This window comes from Streptomyces sp. KR55, assembly GCF_052245645.1.
GTDB lineage: Bacteria > Actinomycetota > Actinomycetes > Streptomycetales > Streptomycetaceae > Streptomyces > Streptomyces flavusporus.
Genome location: NZ_JBQQCE010000175.1, coordinates 1 through 18,571, shown reverse-complemented (window position 1 = coordinate 18,571; position 18,571 = coordinate 1). Strand labels below are relative to the sequence as shown.

The 18,571-nt window shown below is 71.8% G+C and carries 17 protein-coding genes and 2 pseudogenes; 11 read left to right on the top strand and 8 right to left on the bottom strand.

All coding sequences use genetic code 11. From position 1 onward, the window contains the following. Positions 1-132, top strand: a pseudogene (locus ACTWQJ_RS24855) (IS481 family transposase); the annotation flags it as partial. Between the two features lies 1 nt (position 133). Here ACTWQJ_RS24855 and ACTWQJ_RS24850 read toward each other — a convergent pair. Next, on the bottom strand, positions 134-940 hold the full coding sequence (locus ACTWQJ_RS24850; protein ID WP_443308799.1) for a nuclease-related domain-containing protein: 807 nt from the start codon (positions 938-940) through the stop codon (positions 134-136). A 97-nt stretch (positions 941-1,037) separates the two neighbouring features. On the opposite strand from ACTWQJ_RS24850, the gene ACTWQJ_RS24845 reads away from it, so the two are divergent. The 5 genes and pseudogenes from ACTWQJ_RS24845 (at position 1,038) to ACTWQJ_RS24825 (ending at position 6,517) form a co-directional block, all read left to right on the top strand. Continuing rightward, positions 1,038-1,544, top strand: a complete 507-nt coding sequence (locus ACTWQJ_RS24845; protein ID WP_443308798.1) for a protein-tyrosine phosphatase family protein — start codon at positions 1,038-1,040, stop codon at positions 1,542-1,544. A gap of 101 nt (positions 1,545-1,645) precedes the next feature. Continuing rightward, positions 1,646-2,383 carry a hypothetical protein gene (locus tag ACTWQJ_RS24840; RefSeq protein ID WP_443308797.1) on the top strand — a complete coding sequence of 246 codons (738 nt, stop codon included), beginning with the start codon at positions 1,646-1,648 and terminating at the stop codon, positions 2,381-2,383. Continuing rightward, positions 2,380-3,660, top strand: a complete 1,281-nt coding sequence (locus ACTWQJ_RS24835) for an ATP-binding protein (protein WP_443308796.1) — start codon at positions 2,380-2,382, stop codon at positions 3,658-3,660. The genes ACTWQJ_RS24840 and ACTWQJ_RS24835 overlap by 4 nt, the downstream gene beginning before the upstream one ends. Positions 3,661-3,698: 38 nt before the next feature. Continuing rightward, positions 3,699-5,063 (top strand): annotated as a pseudogene (locus ACTWQJ_RS24830) (FtsW/RodA/SpoVE family cell cycle protein). Next, the gene (locus ACTWQJ_RS24825; protein ID WP_443308795.1) at positions 5,060-6,517 is read left to right on the top strand and encodes a peptidoglycan D,D-transpeptidase FtsI family protein; all 1,458 of its coding nucleotides are present in this window, start codon (positions 5,060-5,062) and stop codon (positions 6,515-6,517) included. Before ACTWQJ_RS24830 ends, ACTWQJ_RS24825 begins: the two are co-directional and overlap by 4 nt. Positions 6,518-6,524: 7 nt before the next feature. On the opposite strand, the gene ACTWQJ_RS24820 is transcribed toward ACTWQJ_RS24825, so the two are convergent. Continuing rightward, positions 6,525-7,634, bottom strand: coding sequence for a ferritin-like domain-containing protein (locus tag ACTWQJ_RS24820; protein ID WP_443308794.1), 1,110 nt, complete (start codon positions 7,632-7,634; stop codon positions 6,525-6,527). Between the two features lie 89 nt (positions 7,635-7,723). Between ACTWQJ_RS24820 and ACTWQJ_RS24815 the strand changes: the two genes are divergently transcribed. From ACTWQJ_RS24815 to ACTWQJ_RS24800, 4 genes are all read left to right on the top strand, one after another. Continuing rightward, positions 7,724-8,662, top strand: a complete 939-nt coding sequence (locus ACTWQJ_RS24815; RefSeq protein ID WP_443308793.1) for an AurF N-oxygenase family protein — start codon at positions 7,724-7,726, stop codon at positions 8,660-8,662. Positions 8,663-8,843: 181 nt separating this feature from the next. Next, entirely contained in the window at positions 8,844-9,494 is a 651-nt protein-coding gene (locus tag ACTWQJ_RS24810; RefSeq protein WP_443308792.1) for a TetR/AcrR family transcriptional regulator, read from the top strand. Positions 9,495-9,543: 49 nt separating this feature from the next. Continuing rightward, on the top strand, positions 9,544-9,864 hold the full coding sequence (locus ACTWQJ_RS24805; RefSeq protein ID WP_443308791.1) for a hypothetical protein: 321 nt from the start codon (positions 9,544-9,546) through the stop codon (positions 9,862-9,864). A 101-nt stretch (positions 9,865-9,965) separates the two neighbouring features. Continuing rightward, positions 9,966-11,114 (top strand): NlpC/P60 family protein, encoded by a 1,149-nt coding sequence (locus ACTWQJ_RS24800; RefSeq protein ID WP_443308790.1) that lies wholly within the window; start codon positions 9,966-9,968, stop codon positions 11,112-11,114. Here ACTWQJ_RS24800 and ACTWQJ_RS24795 read toward each other — a convergent pair. The 5 genes from ACTWQJ_RS24795 to ACTWQJ_RS24775 form a co-directional block, all read right to left on the bottom strand. Then, positions 11,075-12,340 (bottom strand): styrene monooxygenase/indole monooxygenase family protein, encoded by a 1,266-nt coding sequence (locus ACTWQJ_RS24795; RefSeq protein WP_443308789.1) that lies wholly within the window; start codon positions 12,338-12,340, stop codon positions 11,075-11,077. The genes ACTWQJ_RS24800 and ACTWQJ_RS24795 overlap by 40 nt on opposite strands. A gap of 69 nt (positions 12,341-12,409) precedes the next feature. Beyond that, a complete protein-coding gene (locus tag ACTWQJ_RS24790) occupies positions 12,410-13,048 on the bottom strand; it encodes a GTP-binding protein (RefSeq protein ID WP_443308788.1) in 639 nt (212 codons plus the stop codon). Beyond that, complete coding sequence (locus ACTWQJ_RS24785) at positions 13,029-13,442, bottom strand: DUF742 domain-containing protein (RefSeq protein WP_224739770.1); 414 nt, start codon at positions 13,440-13,442, stop codon at positions 13,029-13,031. The genes ACTWQJ_RS24790 and ACTWQJ_RS24785 overlap by 20 nt, the downstream gene beginning before the upstream one ends. Beyond that, the gene (locus ACTWQJ_RS24780) at positions 13,439-13,942 is read right to left on the bottom strand and encodes a roadblock/LC7 domain-containing protein (protein WP_443308787.1); all 504 of its coding nucleotides are present in this window, start codon (positions 13,940-13,942) and stop codon (positions 13,439-13,441) included. The genes ACTWQJ_RS24785 and ACTWQJ_RS24780 overlap by 4 nt, the downstream gene beginning before the upstream one ends. Then, positions 13,939-16,854, bottom strand: coding sequence for a nitrate- and nitrite sensing domain-containing protein (locus tag ACTWQJ_RS24775; RefSeq protein ID WP_443308786.1), 2,916 nt, complete (start codon positions 16,852-16,854; stop codon positions 13,939-13,941). Before ACTWQJ_RS24775 ends, ACTWQJ_RS24780 begins: the two co-directional genes overlap by 4 nt. Before the next feature lie 362 nt (positions 16,855-17,216). Here ACTWQJ_RS24775 and ACTWQJ_RS24770 point away from each other — a divergent pair, with 362 nt between their 5' ends. Further along, positions 17,217-18,005 (top strand): protein phosphatase 2C domain-containing protein, encoded by a 789-nt coding sequence (locus tag ACTWQJ_RS24770; protein WP_443308785.1) that lies wholly within the window; start codon positions 17,217-17,219, stop codon positions 18,003-18,005. Positions 18,006-18,009: 4 nt separating this feature from the next. Here the strand turns inward: ACTWQJ_RS24770 and ACTWQJ_RS24765 are convergent, their stop codons facing one another. Further along, positions 18,010-18,507, bottom strand: coding sequence for a MarR family winged helix-turn-helix transcriptional regulator (locus ACTWQJ_RS24765; protein ID WP_443308784.1), 498 nt, complete (start codon positions 18,505-18,507; stop codon positions 18,010-18,012). Positions 18,508-18,571: the final 64 nt, after the last annotated feature.

The following is an 18,571-nucleotide window of genomic DNA, read 5'->3' as shown; positions in this document are numbered from 1 at the left end:
CGATCAGAACAGGAACGACGCGACGCCTTCCCCGGCTGGCTGCACACCTACAATCACCACCGCGGACACACCGCGCTCAAGGGCCAGCCACCCGCCAGCCGCGTTCCTAACCTCTCAGGGCAATACAGCTAGGTCACACTCTGGCCCACGTGTTCCGGTCCCTGGCCATCGCGTGCAGGGCCTCCACGTCCGCCGGTTTCAGGACTCCCCCGAGCCGCGCCAGCCCGGCGAGGTCGGTGTCCTGAAGGACGCGGACCTCGCGCACCGGCCCGTCGAGGGACACGCGGGCCGGGCCGACCAGGGCCAGCACGGGGTGGACCTCGGCCGTCAGGGCGTACGAGGCACGGTCGGCGTCCGCACGCACCCGGCGCAGCAGCGGCCGCGCCTCCCGCCGCCCCGGCGTGACCATGGGGTCGGCGACCAGGATCCGCTGCTTGCGGGCGTACAGCGTGTGGACCGCGAAGAGTCCGCCGGGGCCGATCAGCAGGTGGTGGATGCGGTCACCGCCGGGCAGCGGGACGGAGTGCAGGGTGTGCCAGCCCGCGCCGTCCAGCCGGTCCAGCGCCTCCCCCACCGTCTGCTCGGCCTCCAGCGCCCGGCGCCGGGGATCGGTGCGCAGCCGGGGCACCCGGCCGCCCGGATTCCGGTCCAGGGCGACCAGGAGGGCCTCGCCGGGGCGGTTGGGCGCCAGGTCGTCGTCCGGGTGCAGGGAGAGACGGGCCAGCTCGGCCGGGGTGGGCACCGGTGGCGGGCCCACCGTGACCGGGCCGGTCAGGAAGGGGCGCAGGGCCTGAAGGACGTCCTCTCTGCGGTCCTCGCCGATCAGGTTGACCCGGGCCGCCTCACGGTCGTACCAGGCGATGTTCCTGCCGTCCGTGAGGCAGACGTACAGCCGTTCCCGACCGTGTTGCCAGGTCGGTACGACGCGCAGTCCGCTCATGCACATCACCCCATGACCATGGGAACAGGCGGGGTGCTCCAGGGGCAAGAACCCGGTTACCTTTGAGAGGAGTTGGGCAGGCCCTCGGGAGGACCCGTTGCGTACCCGCAGGAAGCAACCCGACGTACCGGCTCCGGACAGCCCGTGGGACGAGATCGTGCCCGGTCTGTGGATGGGCGGGCACGAGTTCACGGGCCGTTCGGGAGAGGTGGAGTTCGCCGTCGTGCGGGACGAGTTCGATCTCGTCCAGACCCTGCTGCGGCTGCCCGGCCACGGCCCCGACCCGGGCGTCGAGCACCAGGTGTGGCCCATCCCGGACGGGCCCCTGGACGGCACCCAGCTCGCGGGCGTGATCCGGCTGGCCGAGGCCGTCTGCGACGCGCTGGACCAGGGCCGCCGGGTCCTCGTCCGCTGCTACCACGGCTACAACCGCTCCGGCCTGGTCATCGCCCACGCCCTGGTCCACGGCGGCAGCTCCGTGGAGGCCGCGATCCGGCTGATCCGCGCCCGCCGCTCGCCCTGGGCGCTGCACAACGACCTGTTCGTGGAGTATCTGCGGGCGGGGCTGCCGACGGTGCGGTTACTGGAGGAGCTCGCCGAGTAGCCGTGGGCCGTCCGTACACCGAGCGGATACGCAAAAAGGAATTCCCCACGAATAAGGTGTACGCGGCCCGACCACCGTGAACCATGAACCACAGGAGCACAGTGCCCCTCCGTCTCCCTCCGCGCACCACCCCTGTGCGCGTCCTCGCCGTCCTCGCGGCCGTCCTCCTGGCGGCGACCGCCACGGCCTGCGGTGACGCGGGCGGGCTGCGGGGCGCCGGGGCGACACCGACCGCGGTCGGCCCGGCCCGGCTGTGGCCCGAGCTGCCGCCGGCGTCCAGCCCCGCCTTCGAGATCGGCGAGGTGGACCGGAAGGTCATGAAGGGTGTCGACGTCCCCGGCGACGACATCCGCACGGTGGACCCGGCCGCGGTGGTCCGCACCGAGATCGCCGCGAGCCCGGGCGACTACCAGGGGAGCAAGGCGCCGTACCGGGAGACGGCCCGCCGGATGGAGGAGTGCGGCACGGCCGGGGACCGGAGCGGGTGCCCGGTCCTCGAGCCGTACTACCGGGATCTGACCGGCGACGGGCGCCACGAGCTGACGCTGGGCTTCCGGCTGCTGCCCGGCGAGCTGACCGCCGTCCGCGTCTACACCGTCGACAGGCACCGGCTGATGCAGGTCATGGCCTACGACGACGCCCTGAGCGGGGTGGAGATCGCCGGGCGGTCGCTGATCCTGCGCGCGCCGTCCGAGGTCACGGGCTACGAGTACCGCCTGCAGTGGACCTGGGACCCGGAGCAGCGCGCGATGCTGCTCACGCATGACGAGATGCTGCGCACCGGCAAGCGGGAGGACCCTCCCCGCCCGTCCGCGACGCCCTCGGCGAGCCCTCGATGAGGCTCACGCTGCCCCGCTGGGCCGGCACCCTGGCCGTGAAGTCCGCCCTCTTCATCACGGCGATGTGCTGTGCCCTCGCCGCGCTGCTCGGCGTCCTGGTGCATGTCTCGGTGACGCACCGGACGGTCGGCGAGGCCCGCGACCTCGCGCTGTCCCGGCTGGCGGACGCCACGGCGGCGTACGAGGCCGGGGACCCGCTGATGCCGGGCGCCGGCCTCGACCCCGACGGGCTGCCCGCGCCGCTGCGCGCGCTCGCGGCGGCCGGGTACCGCGGCACGATGGTCGCCGACCGGCAGGGCCGCCCCACGATGTGGGCGGCGGGCCCCGCCGACCGCGGCCGTGTCCTCGCGGTGGCCGTCGACTACTCGCAGCAGGCGCGCACCATCGACGGCCTCGACCAGGCGATCGGCTGGTCGTCGGCGCTCGCGACCGGCGCGACGGTGCTGGTGGGGGCGTTCGCGGTGACCCGGGTGACCCGGCGGCTGCACGCCACGGCGCAGGTCGCGCGGCGGATCAGCGCGGGCGACCTGGACGCGCGCGTGCACGACGCCCGTACCCGCGATCCGAACCGGCCGCAGGACGAGGTGGCCACGGTGGCCGCCGCGCTGGACTCCATGGCCGCGTCGCTCCAGGGCAAGCTGCAGGCCGAGCAGCGGTTCACCGCGGATGTGGCGCACGAGCTGCGCACCCCGCTGACCGGCCTGCACGCGGCGGCGGAGCTGCTGCCACCGGGCCGCCCGACCGAGCTGGTGCGGGACCGGGTGGCGGCGCTGCGCACCCTCACCGAGGACCTGCTGGAGATCTCCCGGCTGGACACCGGGCGGGAGCGGCTGGACCTGGCCATCGAGGAACTGGGCGCGCTGGCCGGCCGGGTCGTGCGGGCCTCCGGGACCGACACGCGGGTGCACATCGTGCGGGACGCGCGCGTGGAGACCGACCGGCGGCGGCTGGAACGCGTGCTGGGCAACCTGGTCGCGAACGCGCACAAGCACGGGCGGCCGCCGGTGGTGCTGACGGTGGACGGGCCCGTGGTGACCGTGCGGGACCACGGAGACGGCTATCCGGAGTACCTCCTGGCGCACGGGCCGCAGCGGTTCCGCACGGAGGGCGGCTCGAAAGGGCACGGCCTCGGCCTGACGATCGCGCTCGGGCAGGCGGAGGTGCTGGGCGCGCGCCTGGAGTTCGGCAACGCACCGGACGGCGGGGCGGTGGCGCAGCTGACGCTTCCTCTGACTCCGCCGAACGGGGGCCCGGCGGTCCCCGATGGCGCAGCATGACGGGAGAACAACTCTCCCCATTTGGGTAAGTTCCGGGCATGACGAACGCCGGAACCGGAACCACCGTGGCAGCGGACGCACCCGCTCCCGCGCTTCGCATCCCCCGGCGCCGTGGCATCGAACTCGCCCTCATCGTGGTGGCGGTACTCCTCTAGGTGTACGGCTACTGCGCTGTCGGCCTCGCCCGGCACGGCGCCGTCCCTCCCGGCGCCGTGGGCTACGGCGCCGGGCTCGGCGTCCTCGCGCTGCTCGCCCACCTGACGGTCCGTCTCCGCGCCCCGTACGCCGATCCGCTGCTGCTGCCCATCGGTGTCCTGCTCAACGGCCTCGGCCTGGTGCTGATCTACCGGCTGGACCTGCAGACGCCGGGTGACCGGGCGGCCCCCGCCCAGCTCGTCTGGTCGACCCTCGGGGTGGCCCTGTTCATCGTGGTCGTCGCCGCGCTGCGCGACCACCGGGTCCTGCAGCGCTACGCGTATGTCTGTGTCGCCGCCGCCCTGGTCCTGCTCACCCTGCCGATCCTGTTCCCGGCCGTGAACGGCGCCCGGATCTGGATCCGGATCGCCGGATTCTCCATCCAGCCGGGCGAGTTCGCGAAGGTGCTGCTGGCGGTGTTCTTCGCCGCGTACCTGGCCGCGAACCGCAGCGCGCTGGCGTACGCGGGCCGCCGCATCTGGCGGTTGCAGTTTCCCACCGGCCGGGTCCTCGGGCCGGTCGTCGCCATCTGGCTGCTGAGCGTCTGCGTCCTGATCCTCGAACGCGACCTGGGCACCTCACTGCTCTTCTTCGGCCTGTTCGTGGTCATGCTGTACGTCGCGACCGGCCGCACCGGCTGGATCGCGGTCGGTCTGCTGCTCGCGACGCTGGGCGCGGTCGCCGTCGGCCGGATGGAACCCCATGTGGCCGCCCGGATCCACGACTGGCTGCACCCGTTCGCGTCGATCGACGCCGGCCGGGGCCCCAACCAGCTCGCGCAGTCCCTGTTCGCCTTCGCGGCGGGCGGGATGCTCGGCACGGGCCTCGGGCTCGGCCACTCCCCCCTGATCGGCTTCGCCGTCAAGTCCGACTTCATCCTGGCCACGGCGGGGGAGGAACTCGGCCTGCTGGGGCTGACCGCGATCTTCCTGCTCTACGCCCTGCTCGTCGAGCGTGGCTACCGGGCCGGCCTCGCCCTGCGCGACCCGTTCGGCCGGCTGCTCGCGGTGGGGCTCGCGTCGATCGTGGCGCTCCAGGTGTTCGTCATCGCGGGCGGGGTGACGGGCCTGATCCCGCTGACCGGCATGGCGATGCCGTTTCTGGCGCAGGGCGGCTCCTCGGTGGTCACCAACTGGGCGATCGTGGCGCTGCTGATCCGGGTGAGCGACTCGGCCCGCCGACAGTACGACGGGCGGGTCGCCCCGTGACCCGGCACATCAGGCACGCCGCCGCCTTCTGCGCCCTGCTGCTCGTCGCCCTGCTGCTCAACGCGTCCCGCATCCAGGTCGTCCAGGCCCCGGCGTTCGACGACAACCCCGCCAACCGCCGTCAGAGCATCGCCCGTTACGGCCAGCCGCGCGGCGACATCCTGGTCGGCGGCCGGCCGGTCACCGGCTCCAAGGACACCGGCGAGCAGCTCCGCTACGAACGCACCTACGCGAACGGCCCGTTGTACGCCCCCGTCACCGGCTTCGCCTCACAGGAGTACGGCACGTCGTTCCTGGAGCACGCCGAGGACGGCACCCTGTCCGGCACCGACCCGATGCTCTCGCCGTTCCCCCTGTGGTCCGACCTCACCCGGGCGCAGAATCCGGGCGGTGACGTCGTCACCACGCTCAACGCGGCGGCGCAGCAGGCGGCGTACAGAGGGCTGGGCGGACGCACGGGTGCGGTGGCGGCGCTGGAACCGGCGACGGGACGGATCCTGGCACTGGTCTCCACTCCGTCGTACGACCCGGAGTCGCTGTCGGGGAACGGCCCGTCGGTGACCCGTTCCTGGCTGGGGCTGAACGAGGACCCCGCCAGGCCGATGCTGAACCGGGCGGTGCGGCAGACGTATCCGCCGGGCTCGACCTTCAAGGTGGTCACCGCGGCGGCGGCACTGGACGCCGGCGTGATCAGGCACGTCGACCGGCCCACCCGCTCGCCCGACCCGTACACGATGCCCGGTACCACGACGCCGCTGCGCAACGCGGCCAAGGGCTGCCGGAACGCCTCACTGCGGGTGGCCTTCGAGCGGTCCTGCAACACGGTGTTCGCGAAGCTGGGCGTGGACGTGGGCGTGACCGGCATGGCGGCGACCGCCCAGGCGTTCGGCTTCAACGACACGGGGCTGCGGATCCCGTATCCGGTCTCCCCGAGCAGCTTCGACACCAGGGTCGACCGGGCGCAGCTGGCCCTGTCGTCCATCGGGCAGTACAACACGCGGGCCACGCCGTTGCAGATGGCGATGGTCTCGGCGGCCGTGGCCAACCGCGGGCAGCTGCGGGAGCCGTATCTCGTGGAGCGCACGACCACGAGCCGGGGTGCGACGGTGTCCGCGGCCGGCGCCCGCCCGGTCCGCCAGGCGATGCTCCCGTCCACCGCTGCCCGGCTGCGGGAGCTGATGCGGGGCGTGGTGGAGGACGGCACCGGCACCAACGCCGCGATCCCCGGCGCGACGGTCGGCGGCAAGACGGGCACCGCCCAGCACGGAATCGGCAACACCGGTGTGCCGTACGCCTGGTTCGTGTCCTGGGCGCAGGCCGAGGACGAACTGGAGCCGAGGGTCGCGGTCGCCGTGGTGGTGGAGGACTCGGCGGCGCACCGGGGGCACATCAGCGGGGCCGGGGTGGCGGCGCCGATCGCCCGGGCGGTGATGGCGGCGGTGCTCAGGGCGTGAGAAGCCGTCAGTCGGAGGAGGTGCCCGCCTCGATCGCCTCCGTCACCTCCGCGACCCGCTCCTGTTCCTCGGCAGCGAAGCGCTCGGCGTCGAGCCGGTCCGCAATCTCCTCGTCCTGGGACATCAGCAGGTCGAGGTTGGAGTCACCCATCTCGAGGACGCCCATGTCGACATAGGCCTGCTGGAGGCGTCTGCCCCACAGGCCGATGTCCCTGACGCAGGGGACGATGCGGCTGAAGAGCAACTTGCGGAAGAGGGCGAGGAACTCGGACCGCTCGGTGTACTCCTCGGCCTCCGCCTTCGGGATGCCGAAGTTCTCCAGCACCTCCACGCCCCGCAGCCGGTCGCGCATCAGGTAGCAGCCCTCGATGACGAACTCCTCGCGTTCGCGCAGTTCGGCGTCGCTGAGCTGCCTGTAGTAGTCGCGCAGGGCCATCCGGCCGAAGGCCACATGCCGGGCCTCGTCCTGCATGACGTACGCCAGGATCTGCTTCGGCAGCGGCTTGTTCGTGGTGTCCCTGATCATGCCGAAGGCGGCCAGGGCGAGGCCCTCGATCAGCACCTGCATGCCGAGGTAGGGCATGTCCCAGCGGCTGTCGCGCAGGGTGTCGCCGAGCAGGGACTGGAGGTTGTCGTTGATCGGGTAGAGCATCCCGATCTTCTCGTGCAGGAAGCGCCCGTAGATCTCCGCGTGCCGGGCCTCGTCCATGGTCTGTGTCGCCGAGTAGAACTTGGCGTCCAGGTCGGGAACGGACTCGACGATCCGCGCCGCGCAGATCATCGCGCCCTGCTCGCCGTGCAGGAACTGGCTGAACTGCCAGGCGGAGTAGTGCCGCCGCAGTTCACCCCGGTCCTTCTCGGTGAGCCTCGCCCAGTGCTTCGTGCCGTACAGCGAGAGCGCCTCGTCGGGGGTGCCGAGCGGGTCGTACGGGTCGACCTCGAGGTCCCAGTCGATCCGCTTCTGCCCGTCCCACTGCTTGTCCTTGCCCTTCTGGTACAGGGCCAGAAGACGGTCGCGGCCGTCGTCGTACTCCCAGCTGAACCGGGCCGCACCGGTCGCGGGCACCGGCCAGAGGGTCGCTCCGGGGTCCATGGCGTACTGGTCGAAGGTCGGCATGGTGCGCAGGTTCACACGTAGTAGACGCGGGGTCAACAAGTCGCGCACAGGGGATTGACGAGCTTGCTGACAAGCAGTCTCATAGCGGCATGACATCGCTCACCGAAACCGACGCACTCGAAGGGCTGCGCGACGCGCTCGGCCTGCTCAAGGACCGCGAGCAGGTGGCCGAGCGGCTGCTCGACTCCTCGGCCAAGCACTCCTTCGACCCGGACAAGGAACTCGACTGGGACGCGCCCTTCGAGGAGGGCAAGTGGTTCTGGCCGCCGGAGCTGGTGTCGCTGTACGGCACGCCGATGTGGAAGCGGATGAGCGAGGAGCAGCGCATTCTGCTCTCCCAGCACGAGGCCGCCGCGCTCGCCTCGCTCGGCATCTGGTTCGAGCTCATCCTGATGCAGCTGCTGGTCCGGCACATCTACGACAAGGCGGCGACGAGCGCACACGTCCGCTACGCCCTCACCGAGATCGAGGACGAGTGCCGGCACTCCAAGATGTTCGCCCGGCTGATAGCGCACGGTGAGACGCCCTGGTACCCGGTGAGCCGCACCCACCAGCAGCTCGGCCGCCTCTTCAAGACCATCTCCACCACGCCCGGTTCCTTCACCGCGACCCTGCTCGGTGAGGAGGTCCTCGACTGGATGCAGCGGCTGACCTTCCCGGACGAGCGTGTGCAGCCACTGATCCGGGGCGTGACACGCATCCACGTCGTCGAGGAGGCCCGCCATGTCCGCTACGCCCGCGAGGAACTGCGCCGCCAGATGGTGACCGCCCCCAAGTGGTCCCAGGAGTTCACCCGCATCACCTCCGGCGAGTTCGCCCGCGTCTTCTCGGTCGCCTTCATCAACCCCGAGGTCTACACCAACGTGGGCCTGGACAAGCGCGAGGCAATGGCCCAGGTGAAGGCAAGCCCCCACCGCCGCGAAATCATGCAGACAGGCGCAAAACGCCTTACAGACTTCCTGGACGACATCGGAGTACTACGGGGCCTCGGCCGCCGCCTGTGGAAGTCATCGGGCCTGCTGGCGTAGCGCGTCCAGCAGCGGGCAGTCGTGCCTCCCCCCAGAGGGGGACCCCCAGGGCGGCACGGGTGGGCGCTGGGGGTCCCCCCTCTGGGGGAGGCACCCCGCCAGCGCCGGGCTGCGCACCCACCCCCACGCCAGTCCCAACGCCGAGTGCCTGTTCAAGCGACGGCACGATTACGCTGCGGTCATGACCCCGACCACCCCCGCCTACCGCCGCCTGAGCGTAGAGGAACGCCGCGCCCAACTCCTGACCGCCGCCCTCACCCTCTTCGCCCACCGCGCCCCCGAGGACGTCTCCCTCGACGACGTGGCGGAGGCAGCCGGGGTCTCCCGCCCCCTGGTCTACCGCTACTTCCCGGGCGGCAAGCAACAGCTGTACGAGGCCGCCCTGCGCTCCGCCGCCGAGGAACTCGAGCAGTGCTTCGACGAGCCGAGACAGGGCCCGCTCCTCCCCCGCCTGCGCCGCGCCCTGGACCGCTATCTCGCCTTCGTCGACCAGCACGACGCCGGCTTCAGCGCCCTCCTCCAGGGCGGCAGCGTCGTCGAGACGTCGCGCACGACCGCCATCGTGGACGGCGTACGACGGGCCGCGGCCGATCACATCCTGCGCCATCTGGACATCACGGAACCGACCCCCCGGCTGCGGATGACCGTGCGCATGTGGATCACCGCCGTGGAGGCGGCCTCGCTGATCTGGCTCGACGAGAACAAGCAGCCGCCCGTCGACGAGCTGCGGGACTGGCTGGTGGAGCAGTTCGTCGCGGTGCTCTCGGTGACCGCCGCCCGCGACCCCCAGACCGCCTCGGTCGTGCAGGCCCTCGCCTCGACGGACACCTGAAGCGGACAGATGAAGCGGACACCCGGGGCGGATACCTGAGACTGGTCCCGTGAAGAGCGAAGACACCCCCTTCGAGGGCGGGCCCATGGACGGCCGCGTCCTGCCCGTGCTCCTCGGGCTCACCGGGCACCCGCCCAAGACGTACCGCATCCCCGTGCCGGACCCGCACGGCGGCCCGCCCACCGTGCTGGTCTACCGCCGTGTGCCACGGGGACACGGCCGGCTCACGCAGCGCTGGAAGTACGTCCACGACCCCAGCGGCGACCAGGCCGGCAGCCGCCTCAAATGGCCGTGGGCCAAACCGGACGCCAAACCGGGCGCCAAGCCCGATGCCACGCCGGGCGGCAAGCCGGACGACGCCGACGGATGACCTGGTTACGCCATCCCGCGCACACCCGGCGAGCGCCCCGCGTGGACCCGGGGATGCTCGCGGTGCGGAGCGGAGACGCTGCCCGCACCGGAGGTGATGATGTGTCAGGAAGGCTCCTGCGTCTGGTGTGTACGGCGACCGTGGCGGCCCACGCCGTGCTCGCCGCCGTACCCGCGGCCGCCGCACCGCAGCCGCCCGCACCCGGGAAGCGAACCGTGGCCGAGCTGCTGACGGACCTTCGGCGGCTGTACCGGGAGGCCGAGCGGGCCACCGAGGCTCACAACGCCACCGAGGAGAAGCTGAGGAAACAGCGCGCCGAGGTCCGCCGGCTGGACACCGCGCTGGCCCGCGCCCGGCTCGCCCTGCAGGACAGCCGGAGCTCCGTCGGACGGCTGGCCCGGCAGCAGTACCAGGGCAGCACCGACATCTCCCCGTACGTACGGCTGCTGCTCGCCCGCGATCCGCAGCGCGCGCTCGAGCAGGGGCATGTGATCGGCCAGTTGGCCCGGGAACGGGCCAAGACGGTGGCCGAGCTGACCGGCAGCGAGCGTAAGGCCGACGAGCTGGCCCGTAAGGCCCGTACGGCCCTCGACCGCCAACTCACCCTCGCCGCACGGCAGAAGAAGCAGCGGGACGAGGTGCGCAAGCGGCTGGACGCGGTGGAGGAAATGCTCGCCTCGCTCAGTGCCGAGCAGCTGGCGGCGCTCGCCGAGTTCGAGAAGAACGGGATCGCGAAGGCGCAGAAGGAGTTCCTGGCGTCCGGCGCCCTCAGCAGTGCACAGAAGCCGACCCAGGAGGGCAACCGGGCCCTGCGCTACGCCGTGCGTCAGCTGGGGAAGCCCTACGAGTGGGGTGCGGAGGGGCCGAAGTCGTACGACTGTTCAGGGCTGACCTCGCAGGCCTGGGCGAGTGCCGGGACGCCGATCCCGCGGACCAGCCAGGAGCAGTGGGCGCGTCTGAAGCGCATCCCGATGAGCGCGCTGCGGCCCGGGGACCTGGTGGTGTACTTCCCGGAGGCCACGCATGTGGGGATGTACCTCGGCGACGGGATGGTGGTGCAGGCGCCGCGACCGGGCGCGAAGGTCAAGGTCTCACCTATCGCGGCCAACCCGATCCTGGGGGCCGTCCGGCCCGACCCCGACGGGGAGCCCCTGCGGCGGTACGCGCCGCCGAAGCTCCCCAAGGGGGCCATGGACGGGTCGGACGAGGGCTACGCCTCGGCCGCGCCGCCGGAGACCTCGGCGAGGTAGGCGGCCGTCTTCTCCGGCTCGTAGAAGAAGTTCTCGAAGTCCGCCGGGTCGTTGAAGCCGTTGGCGAAGCGGTCGGCGACGGGCTGGAGCTGTCCGGCGGCACCGATGAGGCCCAGGATGTGCTCCGGCGGCGGGGCCAGCATGGCGTTCGTCCACTTGGTGACGTGCTGGGCGGTGTCCCAGTAGTGGTCGAAGGTCTGCCGCATCCACGCCTCGTCGAACTCCTTGTCCCCGTGCTCGAGGATCGAGGCGAGGTAGGAGGCGGTGCACTTGGACGCCGAGTTGGAGCCCTGGCCGGTGATCGGGTCGTTGGCGACGACCACATCGGCGACGCCGAGCACCAGACCGCCGCCGGGAAGGCGGCCGACGGGGTTGCGCACGGTGGGGGCGTAGCGGCCGGAGAGCGTGCCGTTCGCGTCGGTCAGTTCCACCTTGGTGGCCCGCGCGTACTCCCAGGGAACGAACTTCTCCATGAGTTCCAGGGTCAGGGAGAGGTGCTCCGCCGGGTCCTTGACGCCGTTGAAGACGTCCAGCGGGCCGCCGGGTATGCCCTCCCAGAACAGGATGTCGGCGCGGCCGGAGGTGGTGAGGGTCGGCATGACGAACAGCTCACCGACTCCGGGCACCAGGTTGCAGCGGACCGCGTCGAACTCCGGATGCTCCGGGCGCGGGCCCAGGCCGTGCACGTAGGCGACGGCGAGGGCGCGCTGCGGCTCACTGTACGGGGACCTCTCCGGGTCGCGGCCGAACATGGACACCAGCTCGCCCTTGCCCGCGGAGACGAGGACCAGGTCGTACGTACGGGAGAAGTAGTCGAGGTCGCCGACCGCCGCGCCGTGGATGACCAGCTGGCCGCCGCGCTGGGCGAAGGTCTCCATCCAGCCGGCCATCTTCACCCGCTGGTCGACCGACTGCGCATACCCGTCGAGGCTGCCCACCCAGTCGATCGCCCGCTGTGTCGGGCCCGGGTCGTGCGAGCCGGGGGCCGCGACCGAGACGCCGAGTCCTTCGATCTTCGGGGCCTGGGACTCCCAGAAGTTCAGCTGGAGATCGCGCTCGTGCTGGAGGGCCGTGTGGAACATGCACTGCGTCGACATGACCCGGCCGGTGCGGATCTCGTCCGCTGTCCGGTTGGACATCAGGGTGACCTCGTACCCGTGGGACTGCAGGCCGAGGGCGAGCTGGAGTCCGGACTGGCCGGCTCCGACGACGAGTATCTTCCGCATGCGGGGGTGTCTCCTCCGACTACTGGACTGCTCAGGACTACGCGGGACAACTCGGGGAGTGCTCGGGGATTACTCGGGGGTTTCCTCGAGCGCGTGGGCCACCAGGGCCAGGAGGGTCTCGATCACCGAGATCCGGCGCCGCGCGTCCATGATCATGACAGGTATGTGGCGCGGGATCGTCAGCGCCTCCCGCACGTCCTCCGGCTCGAACAGCTCGCTGCCGTCGAAGTGGTTGACCGCGACGACGTACGGCAGTCCGCAGCTCTCGAAGTAGTCGAGCGCCGGGAAGCAGTCCTTCAGCCGGCGGGTGTCGGCCAGCACCACGGCACCGATCGCGCCGCGCACCAGGTCGTCCCACATGAACCAGAACCGCTGCTGGCCCGGCGTGCCGAACAGGTAGAGCACCAGGTCGTCGTCGAGCGTGATGCGGCCGAAGTCCATGGCCACGGTGGTGGTCAGCTTGCCGGGCGTGGCGGTGAGGTCGTCGGTCTCCTCACTGGCCTCGGTCATCAGCGCCTCCGTCTGGAGCGGCGTGATCTCCGAGACCGAGGTGACCAGCGTGGTCTTGCCCACGCCGAAACCGCCCGCTACGACGATCTTCGTGGCGATGGGGGCACGGGTGCGGTCCGTCTGCCAGGCCTTGAGGTTGTCGTCGGGCTCGACGAGGGGGGAGACGCCACGGGCGGCGTCAGAGACGACGGAGTCCACTCAGCACCCTTTCCAGCAGAGCGCGGTCCGGCCGGCCAGTGCCGTGACCGGTTCCGTACACACGGATCTTTCCCTGGTCCGCGAGATCGCTCAACAGCACACGGACCACGCCGAGCGGCATCTTCAGCAGCGCGGCGATCTCGGCCACCGTGCGCATCCGGCGGCACAGTTCGACGATGGCCCGCATCTCCGGCATCACCCGGGTGGTGAGGGAACCATTCGTCAGTTCCTTGCGTTCCTCGGGCGCTTCGAGAGCGGCGGTGCTGGCCACGAACGTCTCGACCAGCAGCACATGCCCGAAGCGGGTACGGCCGCCGGTCAGCGAGTAGGGGCGCACACGGGCGGGCTTGCGGTCGCCGCCGCGCACGGGAAGCTTCTTGGGCGTACTGCTCATCGGGCACTCCCCGTAGGTTCGGACTCCAGGGATTTTCGGAGCTCGCTGCGGAGTTCGGGCGTCAGGACGTGACCGGCACGGCCGACGAACAGCGCCATGTGGTACGCCACGACGCTCATGTCGCAGTCCGCGGAGCCGTGCACGCCGAGCAGCGAACCGTCGCTGATCGACATCACGAACAGGCTGCCCTCGTCCATCGCGACCATCGTGTGTTTCACGCCGCCGAAGTCCAGCAGCTTGGCTGCGCCGATGGTGAGGCTGCCGATGCCGGAGACGATGGTGGCGAGGTCGGCGGAGGAGCCGCGCGGACCGGTGGGCCGACCCTCCCGGGGCCGGCGCGCCGCCTCGTTCCGGCCGGGGTCGGAGGAGAGCAGCAGCAGACCGTCCGAGGAGACCACCGCGACCGAGAGGATGCCGGGCACCTCCTCGACGAGGTTGGTCAGCAGCCAGTGCAGATTGCGGGCCTCACTGCTCAGTCCGAAGGTACTGGGAGCGGTCAACTGCTTGCCTCCTCGACGGTGCCCCCCGTGGCTTCTTCGGCATGTGCGTGTGCGCTGGGTGTCCGGGACGCTGCGTCCGGCGTCGTCGTCTCGGCCGTGCGTTCGGCGATTTCCGCCTCGACGTCCCTGCGACCGGCCTCCGCTCCCCGGCGGAAGCCGCCCAGCCGGCGGCGCAGTGCCTCGGCGTCGACGGATCCGCTGCGCGGGCGGGGCGCCGAAACGGGCGCAGTGATCTTCGGGGTGCGCTTGGGCAACCCCTTGTCGGTGACGGGCTCGTCCCCCTCGTCGGGGGTGCGCTCGTGGGTGTCGGGGCCGATGGAATAGGGATCGGCGGGGGGCGCGTCCGTACGGTGCGCGTCCGCGGGGTACGCGTCCGCGGGCCGGGGCTCGGTGGGGCGGGCCTCGGGGGCGTACGGGTCGTCGGGGTGCGCGTCCGCGGGGTGTACCGCCGTGGCCGGTTCCGCGGGCGTGGGCTCCGGGATGAGGAGCTCCATCGTGGTCTCGGCGGGAGCTTCGGGCGCGGGCGCGCTCTCGTGCGGCTCCGTGGTCTCCCGTACGACCTCGTCCGCCTCCTCGGCCACCCGTATGGCCTCGTCGGTCGCCGCGGTCTCTTCGGGCTCGGCGGCCCGCTCCCGTACCGGCTCCCCCGGCTCCGCGTTCCGCGCCTGTACGGCCTTCTCCGCCAGCGCGACCAGCGGGTCGCCGCTGTCCGAGCGACCGTGCAGGACGTTGGAGTTGGCCTCCGCGTCGGCGCCCGGCAGGGAGAACGTGTGCGTACCGGCGGCCGCCGGTGTGACCGTCGGGACCGCGGACTGCGGGGCCTGCGCGAGGAGCCCCTGGGGCAGTACGACGACGGCCGCGACCCCGCCCTGCTTCTGCGCGCGCAGCTGCACCCGCACCCCGTGCCGCTGGGCGAGCCGGGCGACGACGTACAGACCGAGCCCGAGCCCGTCCTCGCCCTCCTGGTCGTACGTCGCCTCGGGGTCGAAGTCGGCGAGGCGGGCGTTGAGGCGGCTCATCCGCTCGTCGGTCATGCCGATGCCCTCGTCCTGGACGGAGAGCATGACCTCGCCGTTCTCCAGGAGCCAGCCGGAGACCTCGACGGGCAGGTCGGGCGGGGAGAACGCGGTGGCGTTCTCCATGAGTTCGGCCAGCAGGTGCGACAGGTCGTCCGCGGCGAACCCGGCGATGTGCGCGTGCGGCGGCAGCGCGGCGATCCGGACCCGCTCGTACCGCTCGATCTCGCTGACCGCGGCACGCACCACGTCGACCATCGGGACGGGCCCGGCGTGCTGCTGGATGTGCTCGGCGCCGGCCAGGACGAGCAGGTTCTCGCTGTGCCGGCGCATGACGGTGGCGAAGTGGTCGAGCTTGAACAGGGTGGCGAGCCGGTCAGGGTCCTGCTCACGCTCCTCCAGGCCCTCGATGACGCCGAGCTGCCGCTCGACCAGGCCGAGGGTGCGCAGCGCGAGGTTGACGAAGGTGCCGCCGATGCTCTCGCGCAGCCGCTGCAGCCGGCCGGCGGCCTCGTCGAGTTCGGCGCGCAGCTCCTCGCGGGCGTCGGCCATCTTCTGCCGCTGGCCGATGAGGTGCTTGCGGTCGGACTCGAGGGTGGTGACGCGCTCGTGCAGGGCCACGGCCTGCGCGTGCAGGGCGTTGACGGAGCGGACGACCTGGGCGAACTCGTCGTTGCGGCCGGTGAACTTCACGGGCTCTTCGGCGGCCGGGTCCTCGGCGCCGGCCAGCCGGCCCGAGCCGATCCGCAGGACGGCGAGCGGGCGGGTGAGGCTGCGGGCCAGGCCGGTGGCGACACCGACGGCGAGGAGTATCAGGGCGCCGAGGATCGCGATACGGATCTCCAGCTCGGTGACATCGTCGTCGCGCAGTGCCTCGAGGTCCTCGATGCGGCGCTCGTAGAGGGCGGACTCGACGCCGCGCATGGTGTCGACGCGGGCGGAGAGGGCGGCGTCCAGCTTGCCGGCGCTGGTGGCGAGTTCGCGGTCGGAGAGGGTGGGCTGGTCGGTGAGGGCGGCGAGGTACTGGTCGGCGGCGTTGACCTCGGGGCCGGTGACCGTGGAGTCGTAGGAGGTGCGGGCGGCCCTGGTCGCGGTGTCGTGGAAGTCGGCGAGGGCGGCGTCGGAGCGCAGCCGGGCCTGCAGGGCGGCGGCGGTGAGGGCGGCGCGCTGTTTGGTGTCGGCGTCCGAGGAGACGACGGTCTCGGTCGGCAGGCCGGTGACGGGGTCGATGACCGTCTGGGTGGTGCGCGGCACGTTGAGGGCGGCGAGGAGCAGTCCGCGGGTGGCGGCGGCCTGCTGGACGGCGGTGTCGAGCTCGGCGAGGGCGTACGCGCCGGAGCCTGCGCGGGGCGGGAACTGTTCGGCCAGTTCCTCGGCGAGCCGGTGGAGTTCGCCGATGGCGTCGGAGTAGGCCTGGTGCGCTTCGAGAGCGGTGCTCTTTCCGGTGAGCGCCGCTCCGCGTACGGCCGCGATGCCATCGAGGTCCGCCCGCAGCGAGGCGGGGGTGTCGGTGTTCGCGCGCAGCTCCTCGACCTGCCGGTCGACCCGGGCGCTGCGCTGCTCGGAGGGCGCCTTGGACTTGGGGCGGCCGGCCGCGACATAGGAGGTGACCTCGTCGCGTTCGTCGGCAAGGGAGTGGGCCAGGACGAGGGCGTCCCGGGTCTGCCCGGCCAGCGTCACCAGGTCCTGGCTGTCGCTCAGCTGCCCGGAGGCGGCGATGACCGAGGGGGCGCCGGCCCCGGCGATGGCGGCGGCCACGACGGCCACGGCCACGATCAGCCGGTTGCGTACGTGGGTCGGGCGGCCCCTGCCGACAGGGGTGCGCTCCGCGCCCCCTTCGGAGGCCGTCTGCTTGCCTGTGCGCCGAGGCCTCTTCTTCTGCACCGGTGCTCGCATTCCTGACTCGTGTACCCATGGGCCCGGGTGACGCTCCGTCAACTGGTGTGCACACCCGGTGCGGTTCCGGTCCCCGACCCTCCCAGTGCCGGTGGTCAGTGGTCGCCCATCACCTGACCCGCCACCCGAAGGAGTGAACATCGGAGGAGAGTTGGCGGGCAAGTTCCTCCAGCGTGTGCGACGGTCCCGCGCGGCGGGCCGGTTGGACGTGAGCGGCGGGCTTTGGCACTATTCGCCGCCACGTCTTCCCGGAGTCCGCCATTCCACCCCAAACCCGACGCCTGACCTGCGACGGTACGGCGATCCGGCGACCGATGGCACCCTTTCGCGGACCTTGTGAAGGGCTCGTGCAGACTGGCCGGATGCGCACAGAACTGGTTTCGGTGCCGGCTGATCCGGCCCGCCCCAACGAGGACTTCGCCAGTGTCGGACTACCCGCCTGCGGACAGGGCGGTTCGCTCGTGGTGCTGGACGGAGTGACCCCGCCGAGGGGCGGGACGGGCTGTCTGCATTCCGTTCACTGGTACACCGCCCGGCTCGGCGGGGCGCTGACCGAACTGACCGTTTCACTCCCGGATGTTCCCCTGTCCGACGCCCTGGCCCGCGCCATAGCGCGTACGGCCGAGTCCCACGCCGAAACCTGTGAGCTTTCTCACCCGCGTACCCCGCAGGCGACCGTGGTCCTCGCCCGCTGGTCCCCGGCGACCGTCGAGTATCTGGTCCTCTCCGACTCGGCCCTCCTCGTCGAGTCCCCCGACGGCACGGTCACGCCGTACCTCGACGACCGCCTGTCCCGCCTCCCCCGCGCGAGCCTGGCCACCGACGCCCTGGTCGACGCCACCGTCCGCAACAAGGAGGGCGGCTTCTTCACGGCCGCCGCGGATCCCTCGGTGGCCGCACGGGCGGTGACCGGGGTCCTGCCGCGCAGCGAGGTCCGCGCCCTGGCGGCACTGACGGACGGGGCGACCCGGTGGACGGAGAAGTTCCGGGAGGGCGACTGGACGGACCTCTTCACCTTCGTACGCAAGAAGGGGGCGCAGGCGCTGATCGACCGCGTCCGCACCCTCGAGGCCGCCGACCGCGAGGAGCGGACGTATCTGGGCCGCAGCAAGACCCACGACGACGCGACGGCCGTCTACGCGGAGCTCTGACGGGCTACTTCTCCATCCCGGTGTTCAACTGGTTCAACAGCCGGGCGAGTTCGGCCACCTCGCGGCGGTCCCAGTGGGCGAGCTTGCTGACGTACCGCGCCCGGCGGGCCTCCCGGACCCGCTGCACCCGCGTCCGCCCCTCATCGGTGAGGTGCACCAGCCAGGCGCGGCCGTCCGCCGGATCGGGTTCGCGGGCCACCAGCCCCAGCTCCTCGAGGGCGCGGAGCTGGCGGGACATGGTGGCCTTGCCGACGCCGATGTAGGCCGCGAGCTCGGTGGCCCGCTGCGCGCCGCACTCGTCCAGCCGCACGAGGAGTCCGTACGCGGCCGACTCCAGGTCCGGATGGACCTCGCGGGCCATCTCGCCCTGGTTGGCGCGGGCCCGCCGCAGGAACACGGTCAGCTCGCGTTCCAGGGCCAGGAACTCCTGGTCCACACCAGTCGGCGACGCGCCGCTTCCGCCGCGATGTCCGTCGCCGTCGCCGTTTCCGTCCACGTGCACGTCAGTCCCCTGATCCGGTTTCCCGATCCTGAAAGTTCCTGCCAGCCACCGGCCATTGCCGCAG

What these genes read in the sequence shown, in the direction of transcription:
- ACTWQJ_RS24850 (WP_443308799.1), bottom strand. Translation starts at nt 940, where the DNA reads ATGAGCGGACTGCGCGTCGTACCGACCTGGCAACACGGTCGGGAACGG.
- ACTWQJ_RS24835 (WP_443308796.1), top strand. Translation starts at nt 2,380, where the DNA reads ATGAGGCTCACGCTGCCCCGCTGGGCCGGCACCCTGGCCGTGAAGTCC.
- ACTWQJ_RS24820 (WP_443308794.1), bottom strand. Translation starts at nt 7,634, where the DNA reads ATGCCGACCTTCGACCAGTACGCCATGGACCCCGGAGCGACCCTCTGG.
- ACTWQJ_RS24815 (WP_443308793.1), top strand. Translation starts at nt 7,724, where the DNA reads ATGACATCGCTCACCGAAACCGACGCACTCGAAGGGCTGCGCGACGCG.
- ACTWQJ_RS24810 (WP_443308792.1), top strand. Translation starts at nt 8,844, where the DNA reads ATGACCCCGACCACCCCCGCCTACCGCCGCCTGAGCGTAGAGGAACGC.
- ACTWQJ_RS24795 (WP_443308789.1), bottom strand. Translation starts at nt 12,340, where the DNA reads ATGCGGAAGATACTCGTCGTCGGAGCCGGCCAGTCCGGACTCCAGCTC.
- ACTWQJ_RS24785 (WP_224739770.1), bottom strand. Translation starts at nt 13,442, where the DNA reads ATGAGCAGTACGCCCAAGAAGCTTCCCGTGCGCGGCGGCGACCGCAAG.
- ACTWQJ_RS24775 (WP_443308786.1), bottom strand. Translation starts at nt 16,854, where the DNA reads ATGCGAGCACCGGTGCAGAAGAAGAGGCCTCGGCGCACAGGCAAGCAG.
- ACTWQJ_RS24770 (WP_443308785.1), top strand. Translation starts at nt 17,217, where the DNA reads ATGCGCACAGAACTGGTTTCGGTGCCGGCTGATCCGGCCCGCCCCAAC.